This window comes from Ruegeria sp. BC6, assembly GCF_056539185.1.
On record NZ_JBQFUM010000002.1, the window covers coordinates 1 to 25,508 of the forward strand.

The following is a 25,508-nucleotide window of genomic DNA, read 5'->3' on the forward strand; positions in this document are numbered from 1 at the left end:
CCGAAGGCACCGAGATGGTCATGCCCGGCGACAACGTGTCGTTCGGCGTCGAGCTGATCGCCCCGATCGCCATGGAAAACGGTCTGCGCTTTGCCATCCGCGAAGGCGGCCGCACCGTCGGCGCAGGCGTCGTGTCCAAAATCATCGAGTAAGGCGCATCAGCGCATACTGATGGAAAGGGCGTCCCTTGGGGCGCCCTTTTTCTTGTTGGGAAGCCGATCAGACGGTTCCAAGTCTGCCAGTGTTTTCGATTTGATGGTGCCCCGACCCTCGGCTCGAGAAATCTTTAACCTTCCGCCCATCTGCTTCAAAAGCTGAATGTCTACCTGATGTGCAACGCCGACAGCGACCTGTGCACGCTCGGCAGAATGCCCGAACAGCAGGAGGACGCGATGTTTGGCTTTGAGTTTCTGAATTACGGGGCGCAAATCCTTCACAACAAGGACCTTGAAGATATGCGCGAGGCCATTCTCAGCGATGATGATCACGAAGTCGACTGCACCGTCAGCGATTTTTGTCGGGAACGCAGAAGGCTTGGGGGCAAACAGACCGGTGCCCTTCGCCGTGACTTTGGCGGAAAGCAGGCGGGCTGATCAGAGCTTTGGTTCCCACGGGGCGCGACCGACCATACAATCGGCCTCGGCGGTGATGTCATTCATGTGCTTCTCGAGGCTTTGGCGCAGTTGCTCGATCTGTTCGTCCGAGGCCTTGCGGGGTACGGTCTCAGTCCATTCGCGGCACAGAAAGACGCCTTCGTTGCGCCAGGGGCGCGGCAGCAGCAGCCGGTCCCAGGTGCCCGCCTCACGGCCATGGCGGGCCGAATAGGTGATGCCAAAAACGCGTTTGCCCGAGCTGCGCGCCCAGACCAGCGGGACGGTCGAGCACACCCGTTCCGGGCCGCGTGGACCGTCGGCAGCTATGCCGATCGAGATCCCCTGTTTCATCTTGCCCAGCACTTCACGCGACAGGGCCACGTGACGCTTGTGGCTGGACATGGCGATGGTGTCCATGCCGAAGAGCTTCTGCACCCGGCCCACCATGCTGCCGGCGCGCGCGGCCGATGTGATCGAGCAGATGCGCCCTTTGTCCAGCGGAAAGAAATAGGGCGATTGGGCCAGCCGCTGGTGCCAAAGCACGACGATGACCGGCTCGCCCTGTTCCGCGAGCTTGTCCAGTTCGTCATAGCCGATCCGTTGCCATTTGGTGTTGCGATGGACCATCCTGATGTAGCTGGCGATGCGGCGCGCGGCCCAGTTCAGGGTTGTCTCGCTGTCGGCAATCTTCTTGCGAAGGCTCAAGGGTAATTTCCTCTCGGTGGGCCGAACCTTGTCTTATAGAACTGCACGACGCACGCAACTTCTTTGTCGATTGCATATGTGCCCGAGAAACTGAAAAAGCCTCTTGAGTCCGTCGCGCCGCTGGCATATCTGATGGCGCACCACAGGGGTATAGCTCAGTTGGTAGAGCGACGGTCTCCAAAACCGTAGGTCGCGGGTTCGAACCCTGCTGCCCCTGCCATTCTCCAAGCAATTCAGCAATGCAGCCTCCAAGGTCAACCGTGCTGTGCCGGTTTGGTTCGCCAAACCTCTTGACGTGCGGGTAAAGAACGAAAAGGCTGTTCAGTCAGTTGGATAATGAACGGGCCACGGTTTGCGACGCGCGATCTGCGCGGGGTGGACCGAGCCAAAACAAACCGGCGTTGGACAGGCCGTTGGGGGAGAAATGACGGATATCGCCGCTTTTCTGGAGAAGTTGGGGCTGTCCAAATACGCCCCCGCCTTCGCTGCGGCAGAAGTGGCCTTGTCCGACCTCGTTCATCTGTCCGAGCATGATCTGATCGATCTCGGGCTGCCGCTGGGTCCCAGACGTCGCCTGCTTGCCGCAACCGCGCGTTTTGCCCAGGACACGGCCGGTGACGCCGTGCACACCCGCCGACAGGGGAAAATCGTGGCCGAACGCCGGCAATTGACGGTCATGTTCGTTGACCTCGTCGGCTCGACGGCAATGTCCGAGCGCCTGGATCCGGAAGATCTGGGCGAGCTGGTGCGGCGATTCAAAGAGACTTGCACAACCGCCGTTTCGAAATTCGGTGGTCACATCGCCTGTTTCATGGGGGATGGTGCGATGATCTATTTCGGCTATCCGCACGCGCAGGAGGATGCGGCCTCGCGCGCGATCGAGGCCGGGTTGCAGATTTTGGACGAACTCCCCGCGATCGACCGAAAGGAAGAGTTGCAGGCGCGGATCGGAATCGCCACGGGACTTGTGGTGGTCGGCACCATCTATGGGGACGGGTTGCGGGAAAACGACGTGGTCATGGGGCGGACGCCGAATCTGGCTGCCCGTTTGCAGGGTCTGGCCGAACCAAATTCGCTGATCATCAGCCCCTCGACGCGCCGCCTGATCGGGGGCGCTTTCCGGCTGAAGGATGCCGGCAGGCATGTTCTCAAGGGGTTTGCGGACGAGATTCAGGCCTGGACCGTGGAGGGTACCGCGCGGATCGAACGGCGGTTCGAGATCAATCCCGAAGCGGGTTCCGGCCGTCTGATCGGTCGCGGCTCCGAGTTTCGCAAGCTGTGTGACAAGTGGAACGAAGCCAGTCACGGGGCGGGTCAATCCGTTCTGATCTCAGGCGAGGCGGGGATCGGAAAGTCGCGGTTGATCGAAGGGTTGGCGCACGAGTTGCAGGGTCAGGACATTCTGCGTCTGAATTTTCAATGCTCGCCGCTGCACTCAAGCAGTGCTCTGTATCCGATCGTGCAGCAACTGGAACGTTCCGCCGGGTTCGCGCCGGCGGATACGGACGCCCAAAAGCTGGACAAGCTTCTGCCGCTGCTGCGGTACCTGACGTCCGAACAACAGCGCCTGATTGCGGATCTGTTGAGCATCGATGCCGATGATGCATTGGGACCCTTGGACCTGCCGCCGCAGGTCAAGCTGGAAAAGACGCTGGAAGCCGTCACGCGGCAATTGGTGTCGATGGCCCGAAGCAAACCCGTTCTGTTGCTGTTCGAAGACGCGCATTGGGTGGACCCGACCACGCTTTCGCTGACCGACAGGGTGATCGAGCGGATCCGTGACCTGCCGGTTTTGATCGTAGTTACGGCCCGGCAGGGATTCGACCCCAGCTGGGGGCACCACCACAACACGTTGCACATCCCCCTGACCCGATTGTCGAATGCCGAGGTGGCGGAAATCGTCACGGATGTTGCGGGGGGCAAACCTTTGCCGGGACCGGTCTGCGACCTGATTGCCGCCAAGACCGACGGGATCCCGCTCTTTGTACAGGAGGTGACGCGCGGCCTTCTGGAATCCGGCCAGTTGCGGCTGACCGAGGATGGCTATGTCCTGCGCGGTCCGCTTCCGTCGCTCTCGGTGCCCAGCACGCTCAAGGATTCGCTGATGGAGCGCCTCGACCGCCTGGGTATGGCAAAGGACGTGGCGCAGACCGGCGCCGTGTTCGGGCGACGCTTTTCGGTGGCTCTGGTCGCGGCGGTCTCCATGCTGCCGGCGGCGTCGATGCAGGCCAGCCTGGAACAATTGGCCATGGCGGGCATCATCCAACGGCCGCCGGACGGGGCCGAGGACGAATACCTGTTTCGCCATGCTCTGATCCGGGACATGGCCTATGACAGCCTTCTGCGGTCCGAGCGGCAGGTCCTGCACGACCAGGCCGCGGGTGTATTGCTGGACAAGCAACCTTATCTTGCGCAGACCCAGCCCGAAGTTCTGGCCCAGCACTATACGCTGGCAAACCGACCCGAAGAGGCCGTTACCCATTGGCAAAACGCCGGTCAGAGAGCGATCGAGCGGTCGGCTCTGTCCGAAGCACTGACCCATTTGTCCAAGGCGCTTGGTCTTGTGTCAGAGCTGCCGAAAAGCCGCGACCGCGACTTGCGCGAGATTGATCTGCAAGTGCTTCGGGCGGGTGTCTTGCGCTCGACTGACGGGATTGCAGGCGAAGCGACAGGCGAGGCCTATGGCAGGCTGCGCGAGCTGTGCCGTCGGGCTCGCGAGACGGAACGCCTGTTCCCGGTTCTCAATGGGCTTTATGCGTTTCACCTTGTGCGGGCCGAGTACCGCCTGGCCGGTGAGGTGGCGGACCAGATCCTGGACCTCGCCGAAGTCAGCGGCCGGACCGAGCATCGGATGGTAGGGCACCGCGCCATGGGCGCCGTGCAACTGCACATCGGCAATCTGACAGATGCCAGAGCGCACCTTGAGCAGGCCTGGACCCTTTACGATTTCAAAACACATGGGAAGCTGGCCTATGTCTACGGCACCGACCATGCGGCCATCACAGCCGGCTTCCTGGGGGTCTGTTACAGCCTGATGGGTGAGCCGGCCCGCGCGCGGAAGGTTCAGGCGCAGGCTCTGGAGTGGGCCAATGAATTGCAACACGCGCACAGCGTGGCCCAGGTCCTGACCTATACGTGCATGGTCCATCTGTTGCACCGCGATATCGACGCACTGGTCGCGACCGTCGCACCGCTGGAGGAGATTTCTCGCGAGCACAGGTTGGCCTTCATGTCGATCACGGCCCGCATGTGGCTCAGTTGGGCACGGGCGCACCAGACCCCGGACGCCGAGCACATCGCGGCCCTGCGGCAGGCGTCGGATGACTGGTGGTCCAGTGGCGCCGGAAACTACAAAAGCTTCTTTCTGTCGCTGATCGCGGAACTTCTGGTGCGTGCCGGGGGGCTCAAGGCCGCTAAGCAGGCGCTGACGCAGGCTGAACTTTGGCGCAAAGACACCGACGAAGGATGGGCCGATGCCGAGGTTTTCAGGGTCCGCTCGTTGCTTGACGATCATGAGCGGAAAGATCCCGAACCGATGCTCAAACAGGCGGTGTCCGAGGCGCGCAAATGCGGGGCCAGCCTGTTCGAATTGCGCGCAGCCGTGGCGCTGACCCGCCGCGAATCCAAAACCGGGGGGCGGCAGAGGCCATGGCTGTCCGATGCTCTGGATCGTTTCGATCCAAAGGCCGAGATCCCGGAATTGCTCGAAGCCCGGGCATTGCTTGAAACGATCTCTTGACCGGTATGGAAGCTTTCTGCCAGCTTGGGACGGGCAGAAATGGGTTGATGGAAAGACCGTAATACGTGCGCGCAGTGTTTTTTCCCTGCGCGTTCTGCATGTTATGCCAAGGGAGCGTCCATCATGCGCAAGATAAGCAAGACCATTCTGGCCAAGGATCGCGTCGCCTCCAGCCGAACGGACCTATCGCTGCAGCGCTATCATCCGATCACACCCGAACAGATCCGGGAGTTTGAAAAAGGCTTGGTTGGATCGGTCGTTTTGCCGACTGATCCGAACTACAACACCGATCGTCAGCTTTGGAACCCGGCCTTTCAGGACTACCCTGAAATCATTGTCTATTGCGAAACCATTCAGGACGTGCGGGCCAGTCTGGCCTTCGCGCGGGCTCATGATCTGTGGGTGGTCAGCCGATCGGGACGGCACAGTACGGCGGGGTACTCGGTCAACAATGCGATGGTGCTGGATACCAGCAGGATGTGTTACGTGACGGTCGATCCAGATACCCCGATGGCCTATGTCGGCCCCGGCACCCCGTTCAAGGTCCTGAACTCGGTGCTGGATTCCTATCACCTGCATGTGCCGGGTGGCGCGTGTCAGGATGTCTGCGTGGCCGGATTCATGATGGGCGGAGGATACGGGTTCACGTCGCGCCTGTTCGGAATGGCCTGCGACAATGTCCTGGGCGTGACGGTGATGCTGTGGGATGGCAGTATCGTGATCGCGGATGACACGACCAACCCGGATCTTTTCTGGGCGATCCGGGGAGGTACCGGTAACAATTTCGGGGTGCTTCTGGAAATCCGGTTCAAGCTGCACAACCTGTACGAAGTTTGGGGCGTTCATATCAAATGGCCACTGGACAGGGCTGCCAAGGCTTTGGAGTTTCTGCAGGCCAACTACATGAAAGACGGTCTCTCGGACAAATTTGGGGCCTACATCTTTCTTGCGTATCAAGGAGACCAGAAGGTTCTCTTGGTCTCGGCCCTATATCACGGCCCCGAAGACGAAGGGCGCCGGGTCATTCAGCCACTGCTGGACGAACCCATTGGCGGCCACATGGAAAACAGCAAGACAGGGACCTACCAGCAGATCAATTCCTGGCTGTATGACGAGAAATACGACATCCCGGTGGTTCCGGACCAAGCCCGCGAAGACAAGCAGGGCGGGTATATCGCCCGCCAGTTGTCGCAAGATGAATGGCAAAGGGTCGTCGGTTATCTGGGCAGCACGCCAAACGCCTACGGGGCCGTGGCGATCGAGCCGTATGGCGGGGCGATCAACCGAATGCCGGTTGGCAAACAGGGAAACGCTTTCATTCACCGCGACGTGTCGATGAATTTCTACGTTGACGTGTTCTGGTTGTCCGAGGATGAGAAAGACGTCGTGGTCCCGTGGCTGGATGGGTTCATGCAGATGATGACGGACGAGGGGTTCTTCATCGACCGCTGTTATCAGAATTATCCGCGGCGGACTCAGTTGAACTATCGTTGGCTCTATTGGGGCGACAACTTCAACTCACTTCTGTTCGTGAAGCAGAAATTCGACCCCCAGAACTTCTTTCACTACCAGCAGAGTATTTCTCCGGTTCCGGACGACGCGCCGCCGGACATCATTCGGGACAAGTCGACTCCGTTCTTCTCGGACCCGACGATCACCTATCAAAGCTATTCGTACCCCTGAAAACGGGTTGCGGACCGGCATGGCCAAACTGGAGAGGGCCCGGCATGGACACGATACAGGAAATCTTCTTTCTGCCGCCGATGGCCGTTGCCAGGCTTGGTCCGGGCGAGACTCCGCTGGAAAGCTACGAATGGCAGCAGGATCTGGACGCGCATGGCAACAACAAGACGGTCATACGCTCGAACGTGACTTTGCGGAAAAACGAGGATGGGAGTGTCTCGGCCTACCTGCCGGACCCGCGGAAGATCCGATTTCGGGATGAAGGCACCGGCGCTCTGCGTCCGGTCGCGCCGTTCTTTGAACTGTGGGCGCGCATGTTCGATGCTGAAACCGGCGAGGCCTATGAAACTCCTGTGACTCTGAACCTTCTTGAAGGGCAGGGGCTGTCGCTGAAGAACATCCGCTACACGGTCGCTGTAGGCAATCAGAAAGCCGCCCGCCGCACCGGCGATGCAGCCTGCGGGTTTCGCGCCCGGGTCGAGATCGCGGCCGAGGATTTTGCTCCCAAACCTTTGCTGGCCTTCAGTCCGCACACGTCGGAACAGCAGCCGCTGGTCTATGAACACAACCCGATCCCGCTGGGCTCGGTGCGGGTTGTCCGCCCGGTCCACGGGACGGACGAGCCGGTGCCCGGCGAGATGGTGGACCGCAGTCTTCTGCGTTTGCGGTTCACTCCGCCCAAGGGCGAGGTATACGGCCCGCCCGATGCCGCCTTCGGTCCCGCAACCCTTGCTGTTCCGGGATACAAGAATGACCCGCCCAAATCGGAATATGGCCGGATTCATGAGATCGTGCCGGCCCAGAACCGCATCCTGAACCCGGACACGCCGTGGTCGAAGTGGATCATGATGTCGGGGTTGTCTGACGATCCCGAACCGCATGACAGTTATGATGGTGCACGGGTCGGCAACGATCAGTCCTGGGGGGTGGTTGACGACACGTGTGATGGAACGATCGAGGCCACGCTGGCTGTTCGCGGTCAGCGTTTGGTCGCCCGGGCGCGCATCTTCACCGGACCGCCGGATTTCGCACCGGATTGCCGGCCTTTCTACAGCCTCGAAGACGATCTGGCGGATCGCGACATGTCGTTGATCTCGGTCACCGCCGAAAACTACGTTGATGCAAAAACCGAAGTGGTCGACATCTTCCGAAGGGCGTTCGAGACCAACAGCCTGATCAATCTGGATGACATCCGGGCACAGGGCCTCAAGGACAATGCCTCTCTTCAGGCGCAGACCAATATCGCACCTACACCGGGCCTGCCGTCCACCGATGCGGCATCGATGACGGAAAAGGACGCGGTGCCGCCCGACAAGATCGACGAGTTGATCCGCCCACAGCCGGTGTCGGTTTTCTCGAACTCGGTCCCGAATGAACAGCTGCCCTATACGGTCGCCACCAAGTTTGTGCACGAGCAGTTGATCGATGAGGAAAACCTTTTGGACTTTCTGCGCCGCAGGCCTGATTTCGTGCGGCGATTGATGCGCCCGCCCTTTGGCGTTTTGGCCCAGTTCGAAGAGGACCCGAACCCTGACCAGACACCCGATCCCGCCTTCCGCGACCCGCGGATCGTGCGCGACATGATGCACGACGCCCGCATGCCGCCCTACATGCGGGATTCAAACTATTTTCCGCTCTCGTTGTCACGGCGGCAGTACCATCTGGTGATGTCTTTCATCGATTACCTCGAGGCGCACCCGCCCGCGCCCGAAACCGAACCGGTAGGAGAGCCTCGGGATGTCTGACAAACCAGCGCCGATCCGCATCAAACCCCGCAACCTGACGGCCCGTGCGGCCTACAAGGTGCCCGGAAACCCTGACAACACCCGGCTGGACGGGTCGGTCGGAAATTGTTTCCCGGGGCTGGAAATGGACGTACGCGACCTTGATCGCCGGTTCTTTCCGGGATTGGTTTTCAATGCCGTACGTGTCCCGCTGAACCCGGTTCCGGAAGCACCCGAAAACGCGCAAGGGTTTCATCTGGTCTATGTCGACTATTTCTATGACCCGATGTTGCCCGATGACAGTTCGACACCTTGGGTGCAGGATTTGCTGGACGCCTATCGTGGCGAAATCGGCGCCGAGCTGTCCAGCGGCCGGTGGTTTCTGGCCTGGGTCGAACAAGGCGGTCGACGTATCTCGTTCCGCGACGACAAGGGCAAACCCTACGACGGCATGCTGGTCTGGCGGTTCATCCGCAGCCTTGAATGCGGCGACGACCATCCGGTGACCATCGCACTGGAGCGGCGCAATCACGACGGTGTCGTCGACGCACCGCCGGTCGTCCTGCATGGATACCGCCGGCAGTACCGCACCGAAGCCGGCGTGTTCGATACGGCCTACGACCCCGGAGAGCTGACCCAAAGCCTGTGCAATCCCTGGTCGCATGACTTTCGGGATTGCGGCTGCCACTACTGGCCATCAAACCACCCGGATGTGGTCACTGCCGAAGTACCGCATGACACCCGCCTGCCGACTGGTGCGCCCGACGATCCGGTCGTGGCCGAAACCTATCTGGATTGGCTGCGCTCGGACAAATCGCCCTCGGGCAATGTGGCGGCGTTGAATACCGTCGAACAGAACCGCCCGTTCCAGATTGACCATTACGAGGTCAACCAGATGTGGAGCGACCTGCCGATCGTCGTCGAGGGACGCGAGACCGGCGAAGTCTACGAGGCCGACACGGACCTGCCCGGTGTCGAACCGTATGAAAGCGTAGCGGCGATGGTCAAAGACCTGCAGACCCGTCTGGCGCCGATGGAGATGACGCTCAGCCTGCAATACCTCTATGCCTATTTTTCGCTGGCCGATCCCGAAACCGTCGGTTCCGAGCGCTGGCCAACGCTGAAGGATGATCTGATCTTTGCGCGGCGCGCCCTGCTTGAAGTTGCGATCGGCGAGATGACCCACATGCGCTGGGCAAACCAGTTGCTGTGGTCGTTGCAGGGCAAGGATTACGAACCGGTGCTGACGCCCACGCTTGCCCTGCCCATCGGACCCAAGCGGATCATCCCACGGTCGTTGCGCCCTTTGACGCCTGAGGCCATCGACGACTTCATCGAGATCGAACGCCCCGACGGGTTCATCGACCGTGCTTATGCCCAGTGCGTGGCGACACTGGAACACAAGGCGTTCACCGATCGGCGTCTGTATGCTTTGGCCGTGCGGATCGACACCGACGGCGACGAGCATTTTCTGCGGTTCCGCCAGATGAAGGACGTTCTGGCCAAATACCAAACGGGCCGCGGCACACCTGCCTATCTGCGCCCGATCCAAGTGGGCTCGGAAACGCAGGCGAAAGAGGCACTGGATCTGTTCCGCCGCATCACCGATGGGCTCGAACAGGCCTATCAAAACGAGGCTCAGAACCGATTTACCGAAGCGCAGAAGTATATCCAGCAGGTGCGCGACACGATGAAAAGCTTCCGGGTCGCCGGTGAAGCCTTGGCGGAAAAGGGTATCGGTATCCCGTTCTGGCCCGAGGTCGAGACATGACCGACCCATCTGCCGAGGTGCATTTTTTCGAAACGACATTGGGCGAGCACATGCTCGCCGTAGATGGCTCGCGCGTGTTCGATGTGGCCGAAGGAACGGCGGATCACTTCGCCCGTATGGCCGCCGAAAGTCAGCGAGAGTTCCTGACGCAGATGGGTCTTGATGGTGTGCCGTTCATTGACGACGCGCCGCCGCGCCGCATGCCGGTCAGGTCTTTGTCGCTGGCGGTCGCGCAGAAATGCAACTTGGCGTGCACCTATTGCTATGCCTCGCAGGGCAGCTTTGGTGGTCCTGCCCGCAGTATGGAATGGGAGGTCGCGAAAGCCTCGGTCGATCGGCTGATCATGGACTCGGAACCCGGCACCCGGATCAATCTTGCCTTCCTGGGAGGCGAGCCGTTGATCAATCGCAACCTGATCCGAAAAACGACGGTTTATGCTGCTGAACACGCGCAACGCAACAAAGTGGATGTGGGATTTTCGATCACGACGAATGGCACGTTGCTGCGCCCGGAAGACGCTGAGTTTTTCGAAGACCACGCCTTTGCCGTCACCATCAGTCTGGATGGCGTTGGCAAGGCACATGACCGGTTGCGCCCCAACCAGGGTGGGCGCGGCAGCTACGACACCATTCTGCGCAAGGTGCTGCCGTTGCTGGACAAACAGCACCGCATGCAGGTGGGCGCTCGAGTCACTGTGACACCGCGCAACATCGAGCTGCCTGAGACCCTGAGCCATTTCATAGGCTTGGGTTTCCACTCGGTCGGGTTCTCACCCATGCTGGCTTCGCCAACCGGGCGCGAAGAAATGAGCAGCAAGGACATGGCCGAAATGCTTTCGCAGATGATCCGCTGCGGACGCGTTTTCGAAGACGCAGTGCTGCAGGGCCGCCGCTTTCCCTTCTCGAACATGGCCGCCGCAATGCACGAGATCCACCGTGGCACGCACCGGCCCTACGCTTGCGGAGCCGGTGGCGGATATTTCGGGGTTTCGGCGGATGGCGATCTGTTCGCCTGCCACCGCTTCGTCGAGGATGACTTGGCCGCGATGGGCAACGTCCATGACGGCCCGGATGCGCGGCGAGAAGCCTGGCTGGCCGAGCGCCACGTGCACAACCAATCGCCGTGCAACATCTGTTGGGCACGGTACATGTGCGGTGGCGGTTGCCATCACGAGGTCATTCATCGTGGCCGCCCGGCGTGTGATTATATCCGCGGTTGGCTGGATTATTGCCTGCAGGCCTATGTCCGGCTGTCGGCTGCCCGCCCGGATTTCTTCGGCGACGCTGCCCGCCTTTCGGCCTGAGGGCGCAGCGGATGGCGGCCGAGATTGAAGCCGAGATATGCGTGATCGGCGGTGGTCCGGCCGGAGCCGTGACGGCGATGCGGCTGGCACAGCTGGGGCGACGAGTCTGTCTGCTGGAACGCGCCATCTTCCCACGCCAACACATCGGAGAGTCACTGCCTGCCTCCATCTGGCCCATTCTGCGGTTTCTGGGTGTGGGCGATGCTATGAAAGCTGCGGGATTCCTGCAATCGTCGGGTTCCGTCCTTATGTGGGGCGGGGCGTTTGAAAGGCGGGGTGAGCCAGTTGACGATCCGGGCCTTCTGGTGGATCGCAGCCGGTTCGATGCCATCCTGCTGGACGCTGCACGCCAGTCGGGTGTTCGTGTGTTGCAACCCGCACGCGCCTATCGACCACGGCGCACTGGCGCCGGTTGGGAGGTTCCGATCCTGACTGCGCAGGGAAAAGGCCGGCTGCGCCCCGACCTTTTGGTGGATGCGGCAGGCAAGCATGCGGGACTGGGTCGGAGGTTCCGCCCGGCCTCAGCGCCATTGACGGCGCTCTATGCCTATTGGCAAGCCCCACCGGGTTTTGGCACGCAGGCCCGCGTGGAGGCTGGTGATGCCCATTGGTATTGGGGCGCAGCACAGCCGGACGGTACGGTCAACGCTTGCGTTTTTGTCGACCCGTCGGATTGCACTGGTTTGTTGCCGGCAGCCCGGCGTGATCTGTATCTGAACCTTCTGGCACGATCGACTCTTCTGGCCGGTTGTCTGGAGCAGGCGCGGATGGGCCCGGTGCGCCGGTGTGATGCCAGCAGCCAATGTGAATTGACCCCGCCCGCCAATGATCTGCTGCGTGTGGGCGAAGCGAGTTTCTCGGTCGATGCGCTGTCATCGCAAGGGGTGCAACTGGCTATGGCGCAGGCCATGCAGGCGGCAGTGGTTGCGAACACGATTCTGACCCGGCCCAGCGACACCAACATCGCGCTGGGATTCTATTCGGAACGACAGCGCGAACGCGTCGAAACCCACGCCGAATTGGCGGCGGCATTCTATGCACGTCACCACGAGGTCTCCTCTGGGCCGTTCTGGAGCCAGCGCGCGCAGCCGCCGGACTGGCTTCGCCGCCCGCCTGCGGACCTGCAGAACGCCGAGTTGTCCAAGGGTGAGGTGCTTCGCCTGTCGCCGGAGGCGAAGCTGGTACAGGGCGGTGTGCAAGGCGACGCATATGTTGTGTGGTCAGAGATTCTGACCCACCCCAATTTGCCGCGCCCGGTCCACTCGCTGGCGGGGGCCGAGCTGGCGCCGTTGATATCCGATCTGCGCGACCCACTCTCTGTGCCCGATATTCTGCAGCGATGGTCGAGCCGCATCGGACCCACCTCGGCGGTTAAGGTCCTGCGGTGGCTGTGGCACACCAAAATCCTTGTGCCGGCCGGTGAACCGGGGCGCAATCGCGGTTCCCCTTGACTGGCGAATGGCCTAATGTCCCGCCAGGATAAAACAGCCGAAAGAGGTCACATGTCGCGCTTTGATGGGTATTTCCTGCGGCAGCTATTGGTTCTTTTCGGCTTCTTCACGCTTGTTCTGGTGGGCGTGTTCTGGATCACCCGCTCGGTCAGCCTGTTCGAACACGTCATCAGCGGCGGCCAGTCAGCTATGGTGTTTCTGGAGTTCACGGCGCTGACCCTGCCAACACTTGTCCGAACGGTCATGCCGATGGCGGTCTTTGCCGCCGCAGTCTATGCCACCAACCGGCTGAGCCGGGAAAGCGAGCTGACCGTGATGCTGGCCACCGGGTCCAGCCCATGGCGGCTGGGCCGGGCGGTGTTGCTGTTTGGTCTGGTGGCGGGGCTGATGATGGCGATCGTCAGCGTCATTCTGCGGCCCGCATCCGTAGAACAGCTGGAATTGCGCCAGGCCGAGGTGGCAGGTGACATCACCGCGCAGTTGCTCAACGAGGGGGAGTTCATGCACCCGGCTCGGGGCGTGACCGTCTATATCGGTCGGATTGATCTGGATGGCACATTGCACGAGGTGTTCGTGTCCGACCGTCGCGATCAGGAAAACCCCGCCACATACTCCAGCACGTCCGCCTATCTGGTGAACAACGGATCCGGCGTTCATCTGGTCATGGTGGATGGGGTTGCACTGCGGTTGAACAAAGAAGGCAAGACCCTGTCGTCGACCCTTTTCGACGATGCATCATACGACATTTCGGAGCTGTCCCGAAACACTGACAATGGACGCCGCAGTCTTGAGGCGATTCCGACGATCGAGTTGTTGGGCGATCTTGACGCTGTCGCCGTGGCAGACGGCTACCCGTTGGGGGAATTGGTGGAAGAGCTGCACCAGCGGTTTTCCTGGATCGCGATCTGCATCACCGTGGCGCTGGTGGGGTATTCGACTCTGATGCTGGGCAGTTTTTCCCGGTTCGGCCTTTGGCCTCAGATATTCGCGGCATTCACGATTCTTGTCTTGTTGGAAGGCGTGCGTGGGTTCGTATCTCCGGTGGTGATCAAGGATGCGAAGCTATGGCCGCTGCTCTATGGTCCAGCCGTTGTCGGGTTCGCAATATCGGCCGTATTCCTGGCTTTCGCCGGAAGACCGATCATCCGCCGGCGGGTGAGAACTGCCGCACCCGCGCCATCCCCGGCCTGAGGTCAGTCCCGCAGCTCTGACAGGCACTGGTGTAATTCACCCAACAGTTTTTGGTGGTCGTCCTCTGCGCGCGAGACCAAGTGGACCGGTAGAATTAGCGGTGCGGCTTCCTCGACCATGCGCAGCGCGCCATTCTCAAGGTGCGGGGCTACAACGCTGTGCGGGAAAAAACCGCGCCCGCCGCGTTGCAGGATATAGCGCAGTGCCATCATGCAATTGCCCAGAAACACGGTTTGCCCAGCAGACAGCCGGGCAAGACCGCGTACATGCTCCTGATAGCCTTCACCAAGTTCGAGATTGATGAAAACAGGATCGGTACCGGACTCAGCCAGATGGGGCGTCTCGACAAGGATCAAGTGCTCGGGCGGCAATTCCTGGCACGAAATCCCGGACCGCGATGGCCTCTCATGTGTCAAAGCCACGTCCAGAACGTGCGAAGCAACGGCCTCGGCCATGTTCAGCGTGTGGTCATAGTTGAGCGTCAACAGAAGTTTGCCAAACCTCTGCTCGAACCGGACGGCCAGATCGACCAGAAGCGGGTCCCAGATACTGAGCTGAGCGCCCAAGCGAAGGGCCACACGACCCTGACTTTGGGCCGGCAGGTCCTGCGAGGCGAAGGACCAAAGCGACAGCATCTGTTCGGCATAGGGTTTGAACTGTGCCCCGAAGTCGGTGAGGCTGGTACCGCCGGCACCACGTGAAAACAGCGTTTTGCCCGTGGCGGCCTCAAGCTGGCGAATCCGTGCACTGACAGCCGTCTGTGTCACATTCATCCGCCGTGCCGCAGCATGAAAACCACCGGTTTCCGCCACGCACAAAAACGTTTCGAGCTCACGCATCTGCATGTGGCACTATTTTTTGATCACTGTGATAAAATCAATTCATTTTTTCTATTGGTTGGTCGCGACTAGTCTGGCTGTGACCCGCAGACAAAGGACCCGCCATGCTGGACAAAAGCCACAAACCCACCTGGACCAGTTTCGAAGAGGCCACCAAGGCCGATTGGGACGCCGTCATGGAATATGAAGAGGCGTACAACGCGGCTTTGCCCGACCGGATTCTGGACGCGATCCGGTCCTTGGACGAGGAATGGACACCCTATCCGGTCAACCGGTATCAGCACAGCCTGCAGGCCGCGACGCGGGCCTACGAGGATGGCGCGGATGAGGAACTGGTCGTGGCTGCTCTGATCCATGACACCGGGGACATCCTGTCGCCTTACAACCACGGTGAGCTGTCAGCGGCGATGATGAAGCCCTATGTCAGCGAACGGACCCATTGGATCCTGAAGCATCACTGCGTGTTCCAGGGCTATTACTACAACCACCATCTGGGTGGAGACCGCAACGCGCGGGAGAAATACCGCGACAGCCCCTATTGGGAGGACTGCCGCTATTTCTGCCACGAATACGATCAAAAGGCGTTCGACCCGGACTATCCGACCAGGCCGCTGGAGTTCTTCGAGCCCATGCTGCGCCGCGTGTTGAACAAGGGCGACGGGCATATGGAGCTGAACGAAACCGTGGACGCCTAGCAGGAGGCCATCAGGCGATAAACGATCTGTGCCGTGGTGAAATCCCACGCCGCGTTGCCGTCTGGGGCCAGTTCGACCACGTCGAAGCCCACGCATCGGCGGCCTTTCAAAGCGTGTTCGACCAGATGCAGCGCCTGATAGTATCCCAGCCCGCCCGGAACCGGCGTGCCGGTTGCGGGCATCAATGACGGGTCCAGCCCGTCGACGTCAAAGCTGACATAGACCAGTTCGGGAAAGTCCTCGGGCAGGTCGACGGCATGGATGTTGCCGGTCACCAGTTCTTCGGCATCCACATGGAAGACACGGTTCCTCAGACGGCTTTTGGCTTCCTCGGTCGAGAAGGCGCGTACGCCGAATTGCGCCAGACGGACGCCTTCCTCGGCCAGAAGATGCATGACCGAGGCGTGGCTGTGTTTCTCGCCCTGATAGGCGTTGCGCAGGTCGGCATGGGCGTCGATTTGCACGATGCCGAGAGGCTGACCCAAGGCGCGCGCCACGCCCATCACCGCTCCATAGCTGAGCGAGTGTTCACCGCCCAGCGTGACCGGTACCTTGCCGGCGCGGATCGCGGCCTCGGTGCGCTGGGCCAGGCGCTCCATGACGTCCGGCAGCGGGCCGGAGCAATCCAGCGAAGGTTCGGTGAAGATGCCATCGACACAGGGTTCCGAATGGCCAGTGATGCGTTCGAGTTCATTGCTGGCTGCGATGATCGCGGCGGGGCCGCCTGCAGTACCCGAACCGTAGGAGACCGTCCGTTCCAACGGCACCGGGATGACACGGAACCGGGCGTCTTCGCTGCGTTCGGCCTCGGTCAGTTCGCTGTCGAGGAAAATGCTCATGATAGCCTCTTTTTGAAGTCGTCGTAGCCGAATTGCTTGATGATCTTCAGATCATCGGTTTCGCTGTTCCACAGGGCGATGGTGGGCAGGGGCACGCCGTTGAACGTGTTGGTCTTGACCATCGAGTAATGCGCCTGATCGAGAAAGGCGAAGCGCTGCCCGATCCGCAGCGGCTCGGCCCAAATGTAGTCGCCGATCACGTCTCCCGCCAGGCACGAGGGGCCGCCCAGGCGATAGGTGTGGCCGGTTTCGGCTTCGTCCATCAGGGCGGGGCGGTAGGGGGCCTCGATCACGTCGGGCATGTGGCAGGTGGCCGAGATGTCGGTGATTGCCAGATCCATGCCGTTGTGCGGCAGGTCGAGGATTTCACCCACCAGGATGCCCGCGTCCAGTGCCACGGCTTCGCCGGGTTCCAGATAGACCTCGACGCCGTATTTGGCGCGGATGTGTTTGACAAACTCCACCAGCCCGTCGCGGTCATAGTCGTTGCGGGTGATGTGGTGGCCGCCGCCGAAATTCAGCCATTTCAGGCTGTTCAGGAATGGCGCGAGCTTCGGTTCGATCGCCGCCCATGTGCGCGCCAGCGGCTCGAACCCCTGTTCGCAGAGCGTGTGCATGTGCAGGCCATCCACGCCCTCCAGCGCCTTGGCGTCCAACTGGCTGACCGGGGTGCCGAGGCGCGAGCACGGGGCGCAGGGGTCGTATTTCGCAACCTCGCCTTCGGAGTGTTCGGGGTTGATGCGCAGCCCGACCTGCCGCCCCGCGGCTTGTGCCTCGGCCAGAAAGCGGTCTTTCTGCGCCGGACTGTTGAAGATGATGTGATCCGAAAGCGCCAAGATTTCGTCAATGTCGGAATCCTTGTAGCCCGCGCAGAAGGTTGCGACCTCGCCGCCATATTCCTCGCGGCCCAGCCGGGCCTCGTAGATGCCGCTGGCGCAGGTGCCGCCCAAGTACTGGCGCACCAGCGGGGCCAGCGCGAACATCGAGAATGCCTTGAGCGCCGACAGGATATGCGCGCCGGACCGCTCTCCGATATCGGCCAGAACCGCTAGGTTTCGCTCGACCGCCTTTTCGTCGACGACGAAGCAAGGCGTAGGAACGCGATTGAGGTCGAAGGTGCGGAAGGCTCCGGCGTCGCCGGCTTGTGTGGTCATCATGTCGGACATAACCAGCGTCTCCTGAACTCTAGAGGCCGGGGGCGCCGCCCGTCTCCATTGTCGCTCGGACCAATGGCGCCCCCCCCCCCGGATATTTTGGGCCAGATGAAGTAGGGCGGTCGCGCGGACCGCCCCGAGGGTTCAGAACTCGACCGGGCCGTCGAGTTCGTGGACCTGCCAGGGCAGGCCGTGCTTGTTGAGCATGTCCATGAAGTCATCCGGGTCCAGCTGTTCCATGTTCCACACGCCCGGCTCGCGCCAGTTGCCCTTCAGTACCTGAGCCGCGCCGATCATGGCGGGGACGCCGGTGGTGTAGCTGACGGCCTGGCTGCCGACCTCGCGGTAGCATTCCTCGTGGTCGCAGATGTTGTAGATGTAGTACGTTTTCTCGCCCGAGCCGTCCTTGGCCTGGCCGGTGGCGATGTCGCCGATGCAGGCCTTGCCTTTGGTTTCGGCACCCAGATCGCCGGGATCGGGCAGCAGGGTCTTCAGGAACTGGATCGGGATGATCTCGACCCCGTTGTGCACCACCGGGTCGATGCGGGTCATGCCGACATTCTGCAGCACCTTGGCATGGGTGATGTAGGCATCGCCGAAGGTCATCCAGAAGCGGGCACGCTCGATCTCGGGGAAGTGGGTCGAGAGCGACTCCAGCTCCTCGTGATACATCAGGTACATGTTCTTCGGGCCGATGCCGGGGAAGTCGAACTCGACCTTGTGGGTCATGGCCGGCGTCACTTTCCACTCGCCGCCTTCCCAGTGGCGGGCGTCGGCCAGCACTTCGCGCAGGTTGATCTCGGGGTTGAAGTTGGTGGCGAATTCCTGATCGTTCTGGCCGCCATTGGCGTCCAGCACGTCGATCTGGCGGATCGAGTCCAGCTTGTGTTTCTTGAGCCACTTGGCAAAGACGCTGGTCACGCCGGGATCGAAGCCCGAGCCGAGGATCGCGGTCAGGCCGGCCTGCTTGAACTTGTCCTGATAGGCCCATTGCCAGTGATATTCGAACTTGGCTTCGTCCTCGGGCTCGTAGTTGGCGGTGTCGAGATAGTGGCACCCGGCCTCGAGGCAGGCATCCATCAGCACAAGGTCCTGATAGGGCAAGGCAAGGTTCACCAAAAGCTCGGCCCCGGTGTCCTTGATCAGCTTGACGGTGTCGGCGACGTTGTAGGCGTCAAGCTCGGCAGTCTTGATGTCGACGCCGGTGCGCTCCTTGACCGATTTGGCGATGGCATCGCATTTCGCCTTGGTGCGGCTGGCCAGCGTGATCTCGGTGAAGATGTCGGAATTCATCGCCATCTTGTGCACGGCGGCGTGGCTGACGCCACCCGCGCCAACAACCAGTGTCTTGCCCATAGGAAATTCTCCTTTCGCCGGGGTCATTCGTAGTAGGTATAGCCGTTGATGCTGTCGCGATAGGCAGTCATCAGGGTTTTGCGTTCATTCGCCTTGAGCGTACCGGTCGAGATCGCCTCGTCCACCATCTTGCGGAAGGCCGCGATGCAATCGCTGGGGTCGAACTCGACATAGGACAGGACTTCGCTGATCGTGTCGCCCTCTTGCTCATGCAGCAGGTCGAACCCGCCATCGGCGCGCAGGTCTATGGTGACCACGTTGGTGTCACCGAACAGGTTGTGCAGGTCGCCTAGGGTTTCCTGATAGGCGCCGACGAAGAACACGCCCATGTAATAGTCGCGGTCTTCGGGCAGGGAATGCACCGGCAGGCTGGGCGAGACGCCGTCGGCCAGGATGAAGCGGTCGATCTTGCCGTCGCTGTCGCAGGTGATGTCGGACAGCACCGCGCGGCGGTCGGGGGCCTGGTCCAGCATCTGCAGCGGCACGATCGGGTGCAGCTGGTCGATCGCCCAGACATCCGGCAGCGACTGGAACAGCGAAAAGTTGCAGTGATAGATATCGGCCAGCTTTTCCAACTGATCGTCCACATCGGTTTCGACCTCGTCCGAGGCCGCCAGCGCCTTGATCCGCGCCATCAGCGACAGGTAGATGCGCTCGGCCCGGGCCATCTGGCGCAGGTCGACATAGCCGCGGCGGAACAGGGCGCGAAGTTCGTTGCGATAGAAGGTGGCGTCGTTCCAGCATTCCTGCAGCCGGTCGTGGCTGAGATAACCGTTCACCGCCGCCAGATCGGACACCATGTGGTGGTCGTCGGGTTCCACCTCGGGGCCGTTGGGTGCGTCATAGAGCGTGCTTTCAAGCACGTTGAACACCAGCATCGACGAGGTCGCCACCACTGCGCGGCCGCTTTCGGTCACCAGCGTGGGGTGGTTCACCTCGGCCTCGTCCATGGCATAGGCTACGGTCTCCACCACATTGGCGCAGTATTCATCGACCGTGTAGTTGATCGAGTTCTCGGTCGCCTTCTTCTCGCCCGTGTAATCGACGCCCATGCCGCCGCCCAGATCCAGGTGCGTCAGCGGCACGCCCTCGCGGGTCAGTTCGGTGTAATAACGGCAGGCCTCGCCCACGGCGCGGCGCACGTCGTTCACGTCGGGCACCTGGCTGCCCAGATGCGAATGCTGCAGCTTCAGACAATGCAGCAGGCCGGCATCGCGCAGCTTATCGACGACCGCAACCAGCTGATCGGTGTTCATGCCAAAGGTCGACCGATCCCCCGAGCTTTCCTGCCATTTGCCGCTGATCTGGTTGGTCAGTTTTACCCGCACGCCCAGCAGCGGTTCGATGCCCAGCCGTTCGTAGACCTTGATGACCGTGTCGGCCTCTTTCGGGCTTTCCAGAACGATGACCGTGTTAAACCCGATCTTGCGGCTGAGGATGGCCAGCTCGATGAACTCCGCGTCCTTGACGCCGTTGCACACGATCAGCGCCTCGGGGGCCAGACGGTGCGCCAGGGCGATCACCAGTTCGGGTTTCGAACCGGCCTCGAGCCCGTAATTGTATTGCTTGCCGAATTCGACGATCCGGTCGACGACCTGCGCCTGCTGGTTCACCTTGATCGGGAAAACGCCGCGATAGGACCCCCTGTAGCCGGTACGCGCAATCGCATCGCGGAAGCTTTCGTTGATATGCGCGATCTCGCGTTCCAGATACGAACTGATGCGCAGAATCATCGGTGCCTTGATTCCGCGCTGATCAAGGTCGTGCAAAATGCCGGGCAGGCTGATGGCCGCCGCATCGGGTGCCATGGGATTGCGCAGACTGATCTCGCCGTCCTCCGTCACCTCGATGAGACCCTTGCCCCATTTTTCAACCCCGTAGATGGAATGCGGTGCGACGGGCGTTTGTTTCAATCAAGTCAGTCCTTGCGTTGCAGGCGTGGAAATTTCGCCCGCCAATACGGCAGCCGTTCGATTCTTCCAAGTGTAATCTGTATCGGAGGTTAGCCCAATTCAGATCGCAGGGCGAATGGGAACCAGATGGTTGTCCCAACGGACCCGAGGATGGGGCGATACCGCCTGGTTTGACCCAACCAGATGCCCCACATCGCCATGCCCGGTGGTAAAGACAAAGCCGGATGGCCCGGGGCCCAACCCGCACACGTCGCTGAGCGAATGGGCGCGTTCAAAACGGGCTGCCTCGGCATCAAAGACGTGCAGCGCGTTGCCACGCGGGCAGGTGAGGGCGACCTGCCGCCCCTCGGCGGAAAAGGCGACACTGCCTGCATAGCCGGCCAGCGTCGCCTGAATGTCATCCGGCGCGGACAGCAGGTGGTAGCCGTCACCCCGCCGATGCAGCCCCAACAGGGCCGGCTTGTGGGACAGGTCGCCTTGCCACTGCATCGCAAAGGCCAGCAGGCCATCCGCGCGAACGGCCAGATGCCGGATCGAATTCTTGTGCAGCGCCGCAGGCAGTTCGACCTGCTCCAGAACCGATCCGTCAAGGCTGACATAGGTCAGGTTCGGGCGCATGGTAGGCAGGTTCAGCTTGCTGCGCCCGGTATCCGGATGGGTTTCGATGCCGCCGTTGGCAATGGCCAGAGACTCGCCGTCGGGCATCAGCACCACGTCATGGGGGCCGACCCCCGCCGAAGAAAACTCGCCCATCCGGGCATAGCCCTTGGCAGCGTCCCAGACGCCGATGACACCGGTGCCTGCCTCATAGTCGTTTTCGGTGGTGAACAAACGGTAGCCGTCGGGCGAAAACGCGCCGTGGCCGTAGAAGTGACGCCCGTCTGGCGCCTCGAGCCGGGCAAGCTGGTCCCCGGTCGCGCAATCGATCAGCAGCGCAAACCGCCCCGGACGGCGCGCAAATGCAACGGCCCGCGCCAGATGGGGATGGGCGGCGGCGGCATGCCCGCGGCCGGGCAGGGGGACCGAGAACCGCACATCCCCCGAACTGGTCAACCCGACCAGGCGGTACGACCCATCGTCGAACAGCGCAGCCGACAGGAAATCGGGCGAACCGACCGCAGTCCAGCCCGGCAGGGGGGCAAGAGTGGCCGCTGCCAAACCGGCCAGGAATCCTCGGCGGCTGGTCATGGGTCAGTCTCCGTCCAGCGAATTGAACCCGGCGCTGATGCCCAGGGTCGGACCCAGCCGCTCAGCGGCCAGGCTGCGGATGTCGTTGATCGACTGCTGCAGCGCCTCGACCCGCAGCCGCCCCTGGGGCTCGGCCACGCCGGCCAGCGCGGGATCGTCCAGCGCCTGTGCCCGGGCGATGCTGCGGGCAAAGGCATCGTCCAGCGCGGCGGCAATCTGCGGGTGGTCGGCCGCCAGCCGCGCCGCCAGGTCGCGCAGCGCCACCAGCGACAGTTCCACATGCCGCAGCGACCGCAGCGACCTACGGGCCTCGGCCCGGTTGGGGCGGGGGCGGTCGAAACTGCCCATCGGGCGGCCCAGGCGCGTATCGGCCGTAAACTCGAGCCCGGTGACAAGGGCCTTGTAGAGCTCCTGCAGGGCTTCGTCGGAGGACCGATAGGGTCTGTCCGGCCCGGGCTGGGTCATGATGCGGGCATAGCCGTGCCAGTCCCGGTCGATGGCCCGGGCCGTGCGATGGATGTCGGCGGCGATGGCGCGGATCAACCCGCAGCGATAGGCCGCATCGCCCTGATCGGCAAAGGCCGGGTCGTACAGCATCCTCTCGAGCGCGAGGAAGCCGCGCCCCGCGATCGAGGTTTCGGCAAAGGCATCGGGGTCGGCAATGGCCGGGTCTTCGGCCGCGATCATCGCCGACAGCGCCTTGGGCGTGAACCCTTTGCTGTCGGGCCAGAAGGCCAGGGCAAAGGCACGGTCTCCGACCTCGGTCGGGCCGAACCGCAAGTGGCTGGCGGATATCCAGGCGTCGAAGGCGGCGTGATAGGCCGCGCGCAGGTCGACAGATCCGGGCGCGCAGTCCGCGCGAGCAGTGGCATCCAGCGCAGCCGTCGTTTCGACAAGGTGATCGAAACGCGGCAGGATATGGGCTTGGGTCACGTCGGTCAGGATCGCATCGCGGCTTTGTGCCACCGCGCAGAGCGGCATCAATGCGGAAAGGATCACGGCAATCAGGCGCATCGGTCAGAGGCTTTCAAGAAATTCGATCAGGGCGTCCCGATCCGGTTTTGGCATGGAAACGACTGCATCGCGCGCGGCCTGGGCCTCGCCGCCGTGCCACAGAACCGCTTCGAGAAGCGAGCGCGCCCGGCCGTCATGCAGGAACTGGGTGTGTCCCGAAACCCGCCGGGTCAGGCCAATCCCCCACAGCGGCGCGGTGCGCCATTCGCGGCCCGTGGCGAGGGCCTCGGGGCGGTTGTCGGCCAGTCCCTTGCCCATGTCGTGCAGCAGCAGGTCCGTGTAGGGCCAGATCAGCTGGAAACTGCGCTCGGGCTGGTCCGGCAGGCGGTGGGTGACGAAAGCGGGCGTGTGACAGGACGCGCAGCCAATGGTGTGGAACACTTCTTTCCCGCGCAGAACCTGCGGGTCATCCACATCGCGGCGGGCGGGAACGCCCAGGTTGCGGCTGTAGAAGGCCACCAGATCCATGCCTTGCTGGTCGATCTCAAAGCCGCGTTCGTCGCCGTCACCATGCGGGGCGGCCTGGCAATCGGCCTGCGCCTGGGTGCAGTCGCCAAAAGGCGCGGGGTAGAGCGGGCTGGAAATTCCGATATCGCCGGCGAAGGCCGCGGCCGACTGCTCCATGATCGTCGGCATGCCCGCCTTCAGCCCGAACCGGCCCAGCATGGGTTCGCCGAATTCCGTCGACCACACGATGTTGGGCCGCCCCGAAATGCCGTCTCCATCGGCATCGTCGGGGTCGGCCTTGGCCAGAATGTCCTCGGCCGGGATCGCCTCGAGCAGGCCCAGACCGATCATCTGCGGCGCCACGCGCGGGCTGAGCATCGCGTCGGGGTGCAATGGCCCATAGCCCAGATCGGCCGCCCTGTAGGTGGGCTTGCGCAGCGATACCGTTACGCCATCGGACAGCTCCACTGGTATTTCCTCGTAGGTGATGTCCAGCCGGTATTCGGCCTTGTGGCCGGGTAGGGCGAAATCCTGCATCTGGCCGCCATAGCTGGGTTCGGGCAGGGTGGCGAGATACCCCTCGATCCCTTCCGGCGCGTCCGCGGGCGTCCCGGGGATGGAAACGCGCAGGAACATCGAAATTGCGTTGTCCTCCGGCCCGGCAGGGGTGTGGCCACGCCCGTCCTTGATGTGACAGCGCTGACACGACCGCGCGTTGAACAGCGGCCCAAGCCCATCCGAGGCCAGGGTCGAGGACGGAGACGACACCCAGACTTTCTTGAACAGCCCGTTGCCGACTTTGAAATCCAGCTCCTGCTCAAAGCTCAGGTTGGCCGAGGGTTGCGAGAACGCATCCGCGTCGGTCCGGGCGCGCACCGTTGCGGCGCCTGCCGGCAGGTCCTCATAGCGCTGGGGCTGCGTGAAATCCGACGGCGCTGCGGTGACTGTGGCGATCCGTGCCCGTTCAGCGCCGGTTCGGGGGAGGGGGTTCAAATGACTGTCCCGCAGATCCTGAGACAGGGAAGGGGTGGCCGCAAATACGGCCACCACGAAAAGGCCCGTCTTATTCGGCCTCGTCCATTTTCGATGCATTGAGTTGCGCATAATTTGCTTCGCCGAGTCTTTCGTACAGATCGAGCTGGGTTTCGAGGAAATCGATATGGCCTTCTTCATCGGCCATCAGTTGTTCGAACAGCGCCATCGACACGAAGTCGCCGGCCTGTTGGCAGTATTCGCGCGCTTCCTTGTACAGGGCTCGGGCGTCGATCTCGGCCGCCAGGTCGCATTCCAGGGTTTCCTTGGGCGTCTGGCCGATGCGCAGCGGGTCGAGCTTCTGCAGGTTGGGGTGGCCGCCCAGGAAGATGATCCGCTCGATCAGCTTGTCCGCGTGCTGCATCTCTTCGATGCTTTCCTCGCGGCTTTTCTTGGCCATGTGGCCCAGGCCCCAGTCCTCTTGCAGGCGGTAATGCAGCCAGTACTGGCTGACCGCCGTCAGTTCATGCCGCAGGGACTTGTTTAAGTATTCGATGACTTTGGGGTCGCCCTTCATCTGCACTCTCCTGTGTATCATCCACGCGCAGGGCGCGGAGTTGCATGGGTACTTCGAGGTTATCGGTTGCGCGCATCGTGTCCAGAAACAGCGGCATACACCCGCCACAATCCGCCGATTTTCCCAAAGCATGGTAAATCTTGCCCGGCGTGATGATGGTTTGAGGATCTGCCGCGCGCATCCAGTCGATTGCCGCGCGGATCTCGTGATCCGTGATGTTGGTGCAGTGGCAGACGATCATGGCGACTCGGCCTTTCGTAATTCCTAGTCAAATAGTAGGGTATTTGCTTCGGGTCCAGACACAGCTTGTCGCAGGGTCGGGCACAAGCGGTCGCTGCGCCCGGCTGCTTTGG

21 protein-coding genes and 1 tRNA gene are annotated in these 25,508 nt (G+C 62.0%); 11 read left to right on the forward strand and 11 right to left on the reverse strand.

The genetic code is table 11. The annotated features are described in order from the left end of the window. Positions 1-152: EF-Tu C-terminal domain-related protein (locus ACR0MM_RS07480; RefSeq protein ID WP_480696004.1), on the forward strand; the 152-nt coding region annotated here is incomplete at its 5' end. Between the two features lie 177 nt (positions 153-329). After that, positions 330-593, forward strand: coding sequence for a hypothetical protein (locus ACR0MM_RS07485; protein WP_170405350.1), 264 nt, complete (start codon positions 330-332; stop codon positions 591-593). On the opposite strand, the gene ACR0MM_RS07490 is transcribed toward ACR0MM_RS07485, so the two are convergent. Further along, positions 594-1,298, reverse strand: a complete 705-nt coding sequence (locus ACR0MM_RS07490) for a lysophospholipid acyltransferase family protein (protein WP_480695358.1) — start codon at positions 1,296-1,298, stop codon at positions 594-596. Positions 1,299-1,442: 144 nt separating this feature from the next. On the opposite strand from ACR0MM_RS07490, the gene ACR0MM_RS07495 reads away from it, so the two are divergent. The 8 genes from ACR0MM_RS07495 to lptF all read left to right on the forward strand — a co-directional run bounded on the left by ACR0MM_RS07495 (position 1,443) and on the right by lptF (position 14,161). Beyond that, positions 1,443-1,518: transfer RNA gene (locus tag ACR0MM_RS07495), tRNA-Trp, on the forward strand. 204 nt (positions 1,519-1,722) lie between these two features. Beyond that, positions 1,723-5,037 (forward strand): adenylate/guanylate cyclase domain-containing protein, encoded by a 3,315-nt coding sequence (locus ACR0MM_RS07500; RefSeq protein ID WP_480695360.1) that lies wholly within the window; start codon positions 1,723-1,725, stop codon positions 5,035-5,037. A 123-nt stretch (positions 5,038-5,160) separates the two neighbouring features. Then, a complete protein-coding gene (locus tag ACR0MM_RS07505; RefSeq protein ID WP_480695362.1) occupies positions 5,161-6,720 on the forward strand; it encodes an FAD-binding oxidoreductase in 1,560 nt (519 codons plus the stop codon). A 44-nt stretch (positions 6,721-6,764) separates the two neighbouring features. After that, the gene (locus ACR0MM_RS07510; RefSeq protein ID WP_480695364.1) at positions 6,765-8,465 is read left to right on the forward strand and encodes a hypothetical protein; all 1,701 of its coding nucleotides are present in this window, start codon (positions 6,765-6,767) and stop codon (positions 8,463-8,465) included. Then, entirely contained in the window at positions 8,458-10,215 is a 1,758-nt protein-coding gene (locus ACR0MM_RS07515; RefSeq protein WP_480695366.1) for a ferritin-like domain-containing protein, read from the forward strand. The genes ACR0MM_RS07510 and ACR0MM_RS07515 overlap by 8 nt, the downstream gene beginning before the upstream one ends. After that, a complete protein-coding gene (locus ACR0MM_RS07520; RefSeq protein WP_480695368.1) occupies positions 10,212-11,519 on the forward strand; it encodes a radical SAM protein in 1,308 nt (435 codons plus the stop codon). Before ACR0MM_RS07515 ends, ACR0MM_RS07520 begins: the two co-directional genes overlap by 4 nt. 11 nt (positions 11,520-11,530) lie before the next feature. Further along, positions 11,531-12,970 (forward strand): flavin-dependent monooxygenase QhpG, encoded by a 1,440-nt coding sequence (gene qhpG, locus ACR0MM_RS07525; RefSeq protein WP_480695370.1) that lies wholly within the window; start codon positions 11,531-11,533, stop codon positions 12,968-12,970. 51 nt (positions 12,971-13,021) lie between these two features. Beyond that, positions 13,022-14,161, forward strand: a complete 1,140-nt coding sequence (gene lptF / locus ACR0MM_RS07530; RefSeq protein ID WP_170390743.1) for an LPS export ABC transporter permease LptF — start codon at positions 13,022-13,024, stop codon at positions 14,159-14,161. A 2-nt stretch (positions 14,162-14,163) separates the two neighbouring features. Here the strand turns inward: lptF and ACR0MM_RS07535 are convergent, their stop codons facing one another. Continuing rightward, positions 14,164-15,006, reverse strand: a complete 843-nt coding sequence (locus ACR0MM_RS07535) for a LysR family transcriptional regulator (protein ID WP_170595774.1) — start codon at positions 15,004-15,006, stop codon at positions 14,164-14,166. 98 nt (positions 15,007-15,104) lie between these two features. Here ACR0MM_RS07535 and ACR0MM_RS07540 point away from each other — a divergent pair, with 98 nt between their 5' ends. Then, positions 15,105-15,695 carry an HD domain-containing protein gene (locus tag ACR0MM_RS07540; RefSeq protein ID WP_170595776.1) on the forward strand — a complete coding sequence of 197 codons (591 nt, stop codon included), beginning with the start codon at positions 15,105-15,107 and terminating at the stop codon, positions 15,693-15,695. On the opposite strand, the gene speB is transcribed toward ACR0MM_RS07540, so the two are convergent. The 9 genes from speB to ACR0MM_RS07585 form a co-directional block, all read right to left on the reverse strand. Next, a complete protein-coding gene (speB, locus tag ACR0MM_RS07545; protein ID WP_480695372.1) occupies positions 15,692-16,534 on the reverse strand; it encodes an agmatinase in 843 nt (280 codons plus the stop codon). The two genes, ACR0MM_RS07540 and speB, sit on opposite strands and share 4 nt — an antisense overlap. Then, positions 16,531-17,700 carry a carboxynorspermidine decarboxylase gene (gene nspC / locus ACR0MM_RS07550; protein WP_480695374.1) on the reverse strand — a complete coding sequence of 390 codons (1,170 nt, stop codon included), beginning with the start codon at positions 17,698-17,700 and terminating at the stop codon, positions 16,531-16,533. The genes speB and nspC overlap by 4 nt, the downstream gene beginning before the upstream one ends. A 132-nt stretch (positions 17,701-17,832) precedes the next feature. After that, entirely contained in the window at positions 17,833-19,044 is a 1,212-nt protein-coding gene (locus ACR0MM_RS07555; protein WP_480695376.1) for a saccharopine dehydrogenase family protein, read from the reverse strand. A gap of 23 nt (positions 19,045-19,067) precedes the next feature. Continuing rightward, positions 19,068-20,957 carry a biosynthetic arginine decarboxylase gene (gene speA, locus ACR0MM_RS07560; RefSeq protein ID WP_480695378.1) on the reverse strand — a complete coding sequence of 630 codons (1,890 nt, stop codon included), beginning with the start codon at positions 20,955-20,957 and terminating at the stop codon, positions 19,068-19,070. A gap of 99 nt (positions 20,958-21,056) precedes the next feature. Then, positions 21,057-22,145, reverse strand: coding sequence for a DUF1513 domain-containing protein (locus ACR0MM_RS07565; RefSeq protein ID WP_480695380.1), 1,089 nt, complete (start codon positions 22,143-22,145; stop codon positions 21,057-21,059). 3 nt (positions 22,146-22,148) lie between these two features. Further along, positions 22,149-23,159, reverse strand: coding sequence for an imelysin family protein (locus tag ACR0MM_RS07570; protein ID WP_480695382.1), 1,011 nt, complete (start codon positions 23,157-23,159; stop codon positions 22,149-22,151). Between the two features lie 3 nt (positions 23,160-23,162). Beyond that, positions 23,163-24,698 (reverse strand): di-heme oxidoreductase family protein, encoded by a 1,536-nt coding sequence (locus ACR0MM_RS07575; protein WP_480696006.1) that lies wholly within the window; start codon positions 24,696-24,698, stop codon positions 23,163-23,165. Beyond that, on the reverse strand, positions 24,670-25,155 hold the full coding sequence (gene bfr, locus ACR0MM_RS07580; RefSeq protein WP_149776400.1) for a bacterioferritin: 486 nt from the start codon (positions 25,153-25,155) through the stop codon (positions 24,670-24,672). The genes ACR0MM_RS07575 and bfr overlap by 29 nt, the downstream gene beginning before the upstream one ends. After that, the gene (locus tag ACR0MM_RS07585) at positions 25,103-25,396 is read right to left on the reverse strand and encodes a (2Fe-2S)-binding protein (RefSeq protein ID WP_170365157.1); all 294 of its coding nucleotides are present in this window, start codon (positions 25,394-25,396) and stop codon (positions 25,103-25,105) included. The genes bfr and ACR0MM_RS07585 overlap by 53 nt, the downstream gene beginning before the upstream one ends. Positions 25,397-25,508: the final 112 nt, after the last annotated feature.

Bases quoted from the DNA above. Each gene is read 5' to 3' on its own strand.
- ACR0MM_RS07520 (WP_480695368.1), top strand. From the start codon at position 10,212: ATGACCGACCCATCTGCCGAGGTGCATTTTTTCGAAACGACATTGGGC.
- bfr (WP_149776400.1), bottom strand. From the start codon at position 25,155: ATGAAGGGCGACCCCAAAGTCATCGAATACTTAAACAAGTCCCTGCGG.
- nspC (WP_480695374.1), bottom strand. From the start codon at position 17,700: ATGTCCGACATGATGACCACACAAGCCGGCGACGCCGGAGCCTTCCGC.
- speB (WP_480695372.1), bottom strand. From the start codon at position 16,534: ATGAGCATTTTCCTCGACAGCGAACTGACCGAGGCCGAACGCAGCGAA.
- ACR0MM_RS07505 (WP_480695362.1), top strand. From the start codon at position 5,161: ATGCGCAAGATAAGCAAGACCATTCTGGCCAAGGATCGCGTCGCCTCC.
- ACR0MM_RS07515 (WP_480695366.1), top strand. From the start codon at position 8,458: ATGTCTGACAAACCAGCGCCGATCCGCATCAAACCCCGCAACCTGACG.
- ACR0MM_RS07500 (WP_480695360.1), top strand. From the start codon at position 1,723: ATGACGGATATCGCCGCTTTTCTGGAGAAGTTGGGGCTGTCCAAATAC.
- ACR0MM_RS07540 (WP_170595776.1), top strand. From the start codon at position 15,105: ATGCTGGACAAAAGCCACAAACCCACCTGGACCAGTTTCGAAGAGGCC.
- ACR0MM_RS07535 (WP_170595774.1), bottom strand. From the start codon at position 15,006: ATGCAGATGCGTGAGCTCGAAACGTTTTTGTGCGTGGCGGAAACCGGT.
- ACR0MM_RS07485 (WP_170405350.1), top strand. From the start codon at position 330: ATGTGCAACGCCGACAGCGACCTGTGCACGCTCGGCAGAATGCCCGAA.
- lptF (WP_170390743.1), top strand. From the start codon at position 13,022: ATGTCGCGCTTTGATGGGTATTTCCTGCGGCAGCTATTGGTTCTTTTC.
- qhpG (WP_480695370.1), top strand. From the start codon at position 11,531: ATGGCGGCCGAGATTGAAGCCGAGATATGCGTGATCGGCGGTGGTCCG.
- ACR0MM_RS07555 (WP_480695376.1), bottom strand. From the start codon at position 19,044: ATGGGCAAGACACTGGTTGTTGGCGCGGGTGGCGTCAGCCACGCCGCC.
- ACR0MM_RS07565 (WP_480695380.1), bottom strand. From the start codon at position 22,145: ATGACCAGCCGCCGAGGATTCCTGGCCGGTTTGGCAGCGGCCACTCTT.
- ACR0MM_RS07575 (WP_480696006.1), bottom strand. From the start codon at position 24,698: ATGCATCGAAAATGGACGAGGCCGAATAAGACGGGCCTTTTCGTGGTG.
- ACR0MM_RS07585 (WP_170365157.1), bottom strand. From the start codon at position 25,396: ATGATCGTCTGCCACTGCACCAACATCACGGATCACGAGATCCGCGCG.
- ACR0MM_RS07510 (WP_480695364.1), top strand. From the start codon at position 6,765: ATGGACACGATACAGGAAATCTTCTTTCTGCCGCCGATGGCCGTTGCC.
- ACR0MM_RS07570 (WP_480695382.1), bottom strand. From the start codon at position 23,159: ATGCGCCTGATTGCCGTGATCCTTTCCGCATTGATGCCGCTCTGCGCG.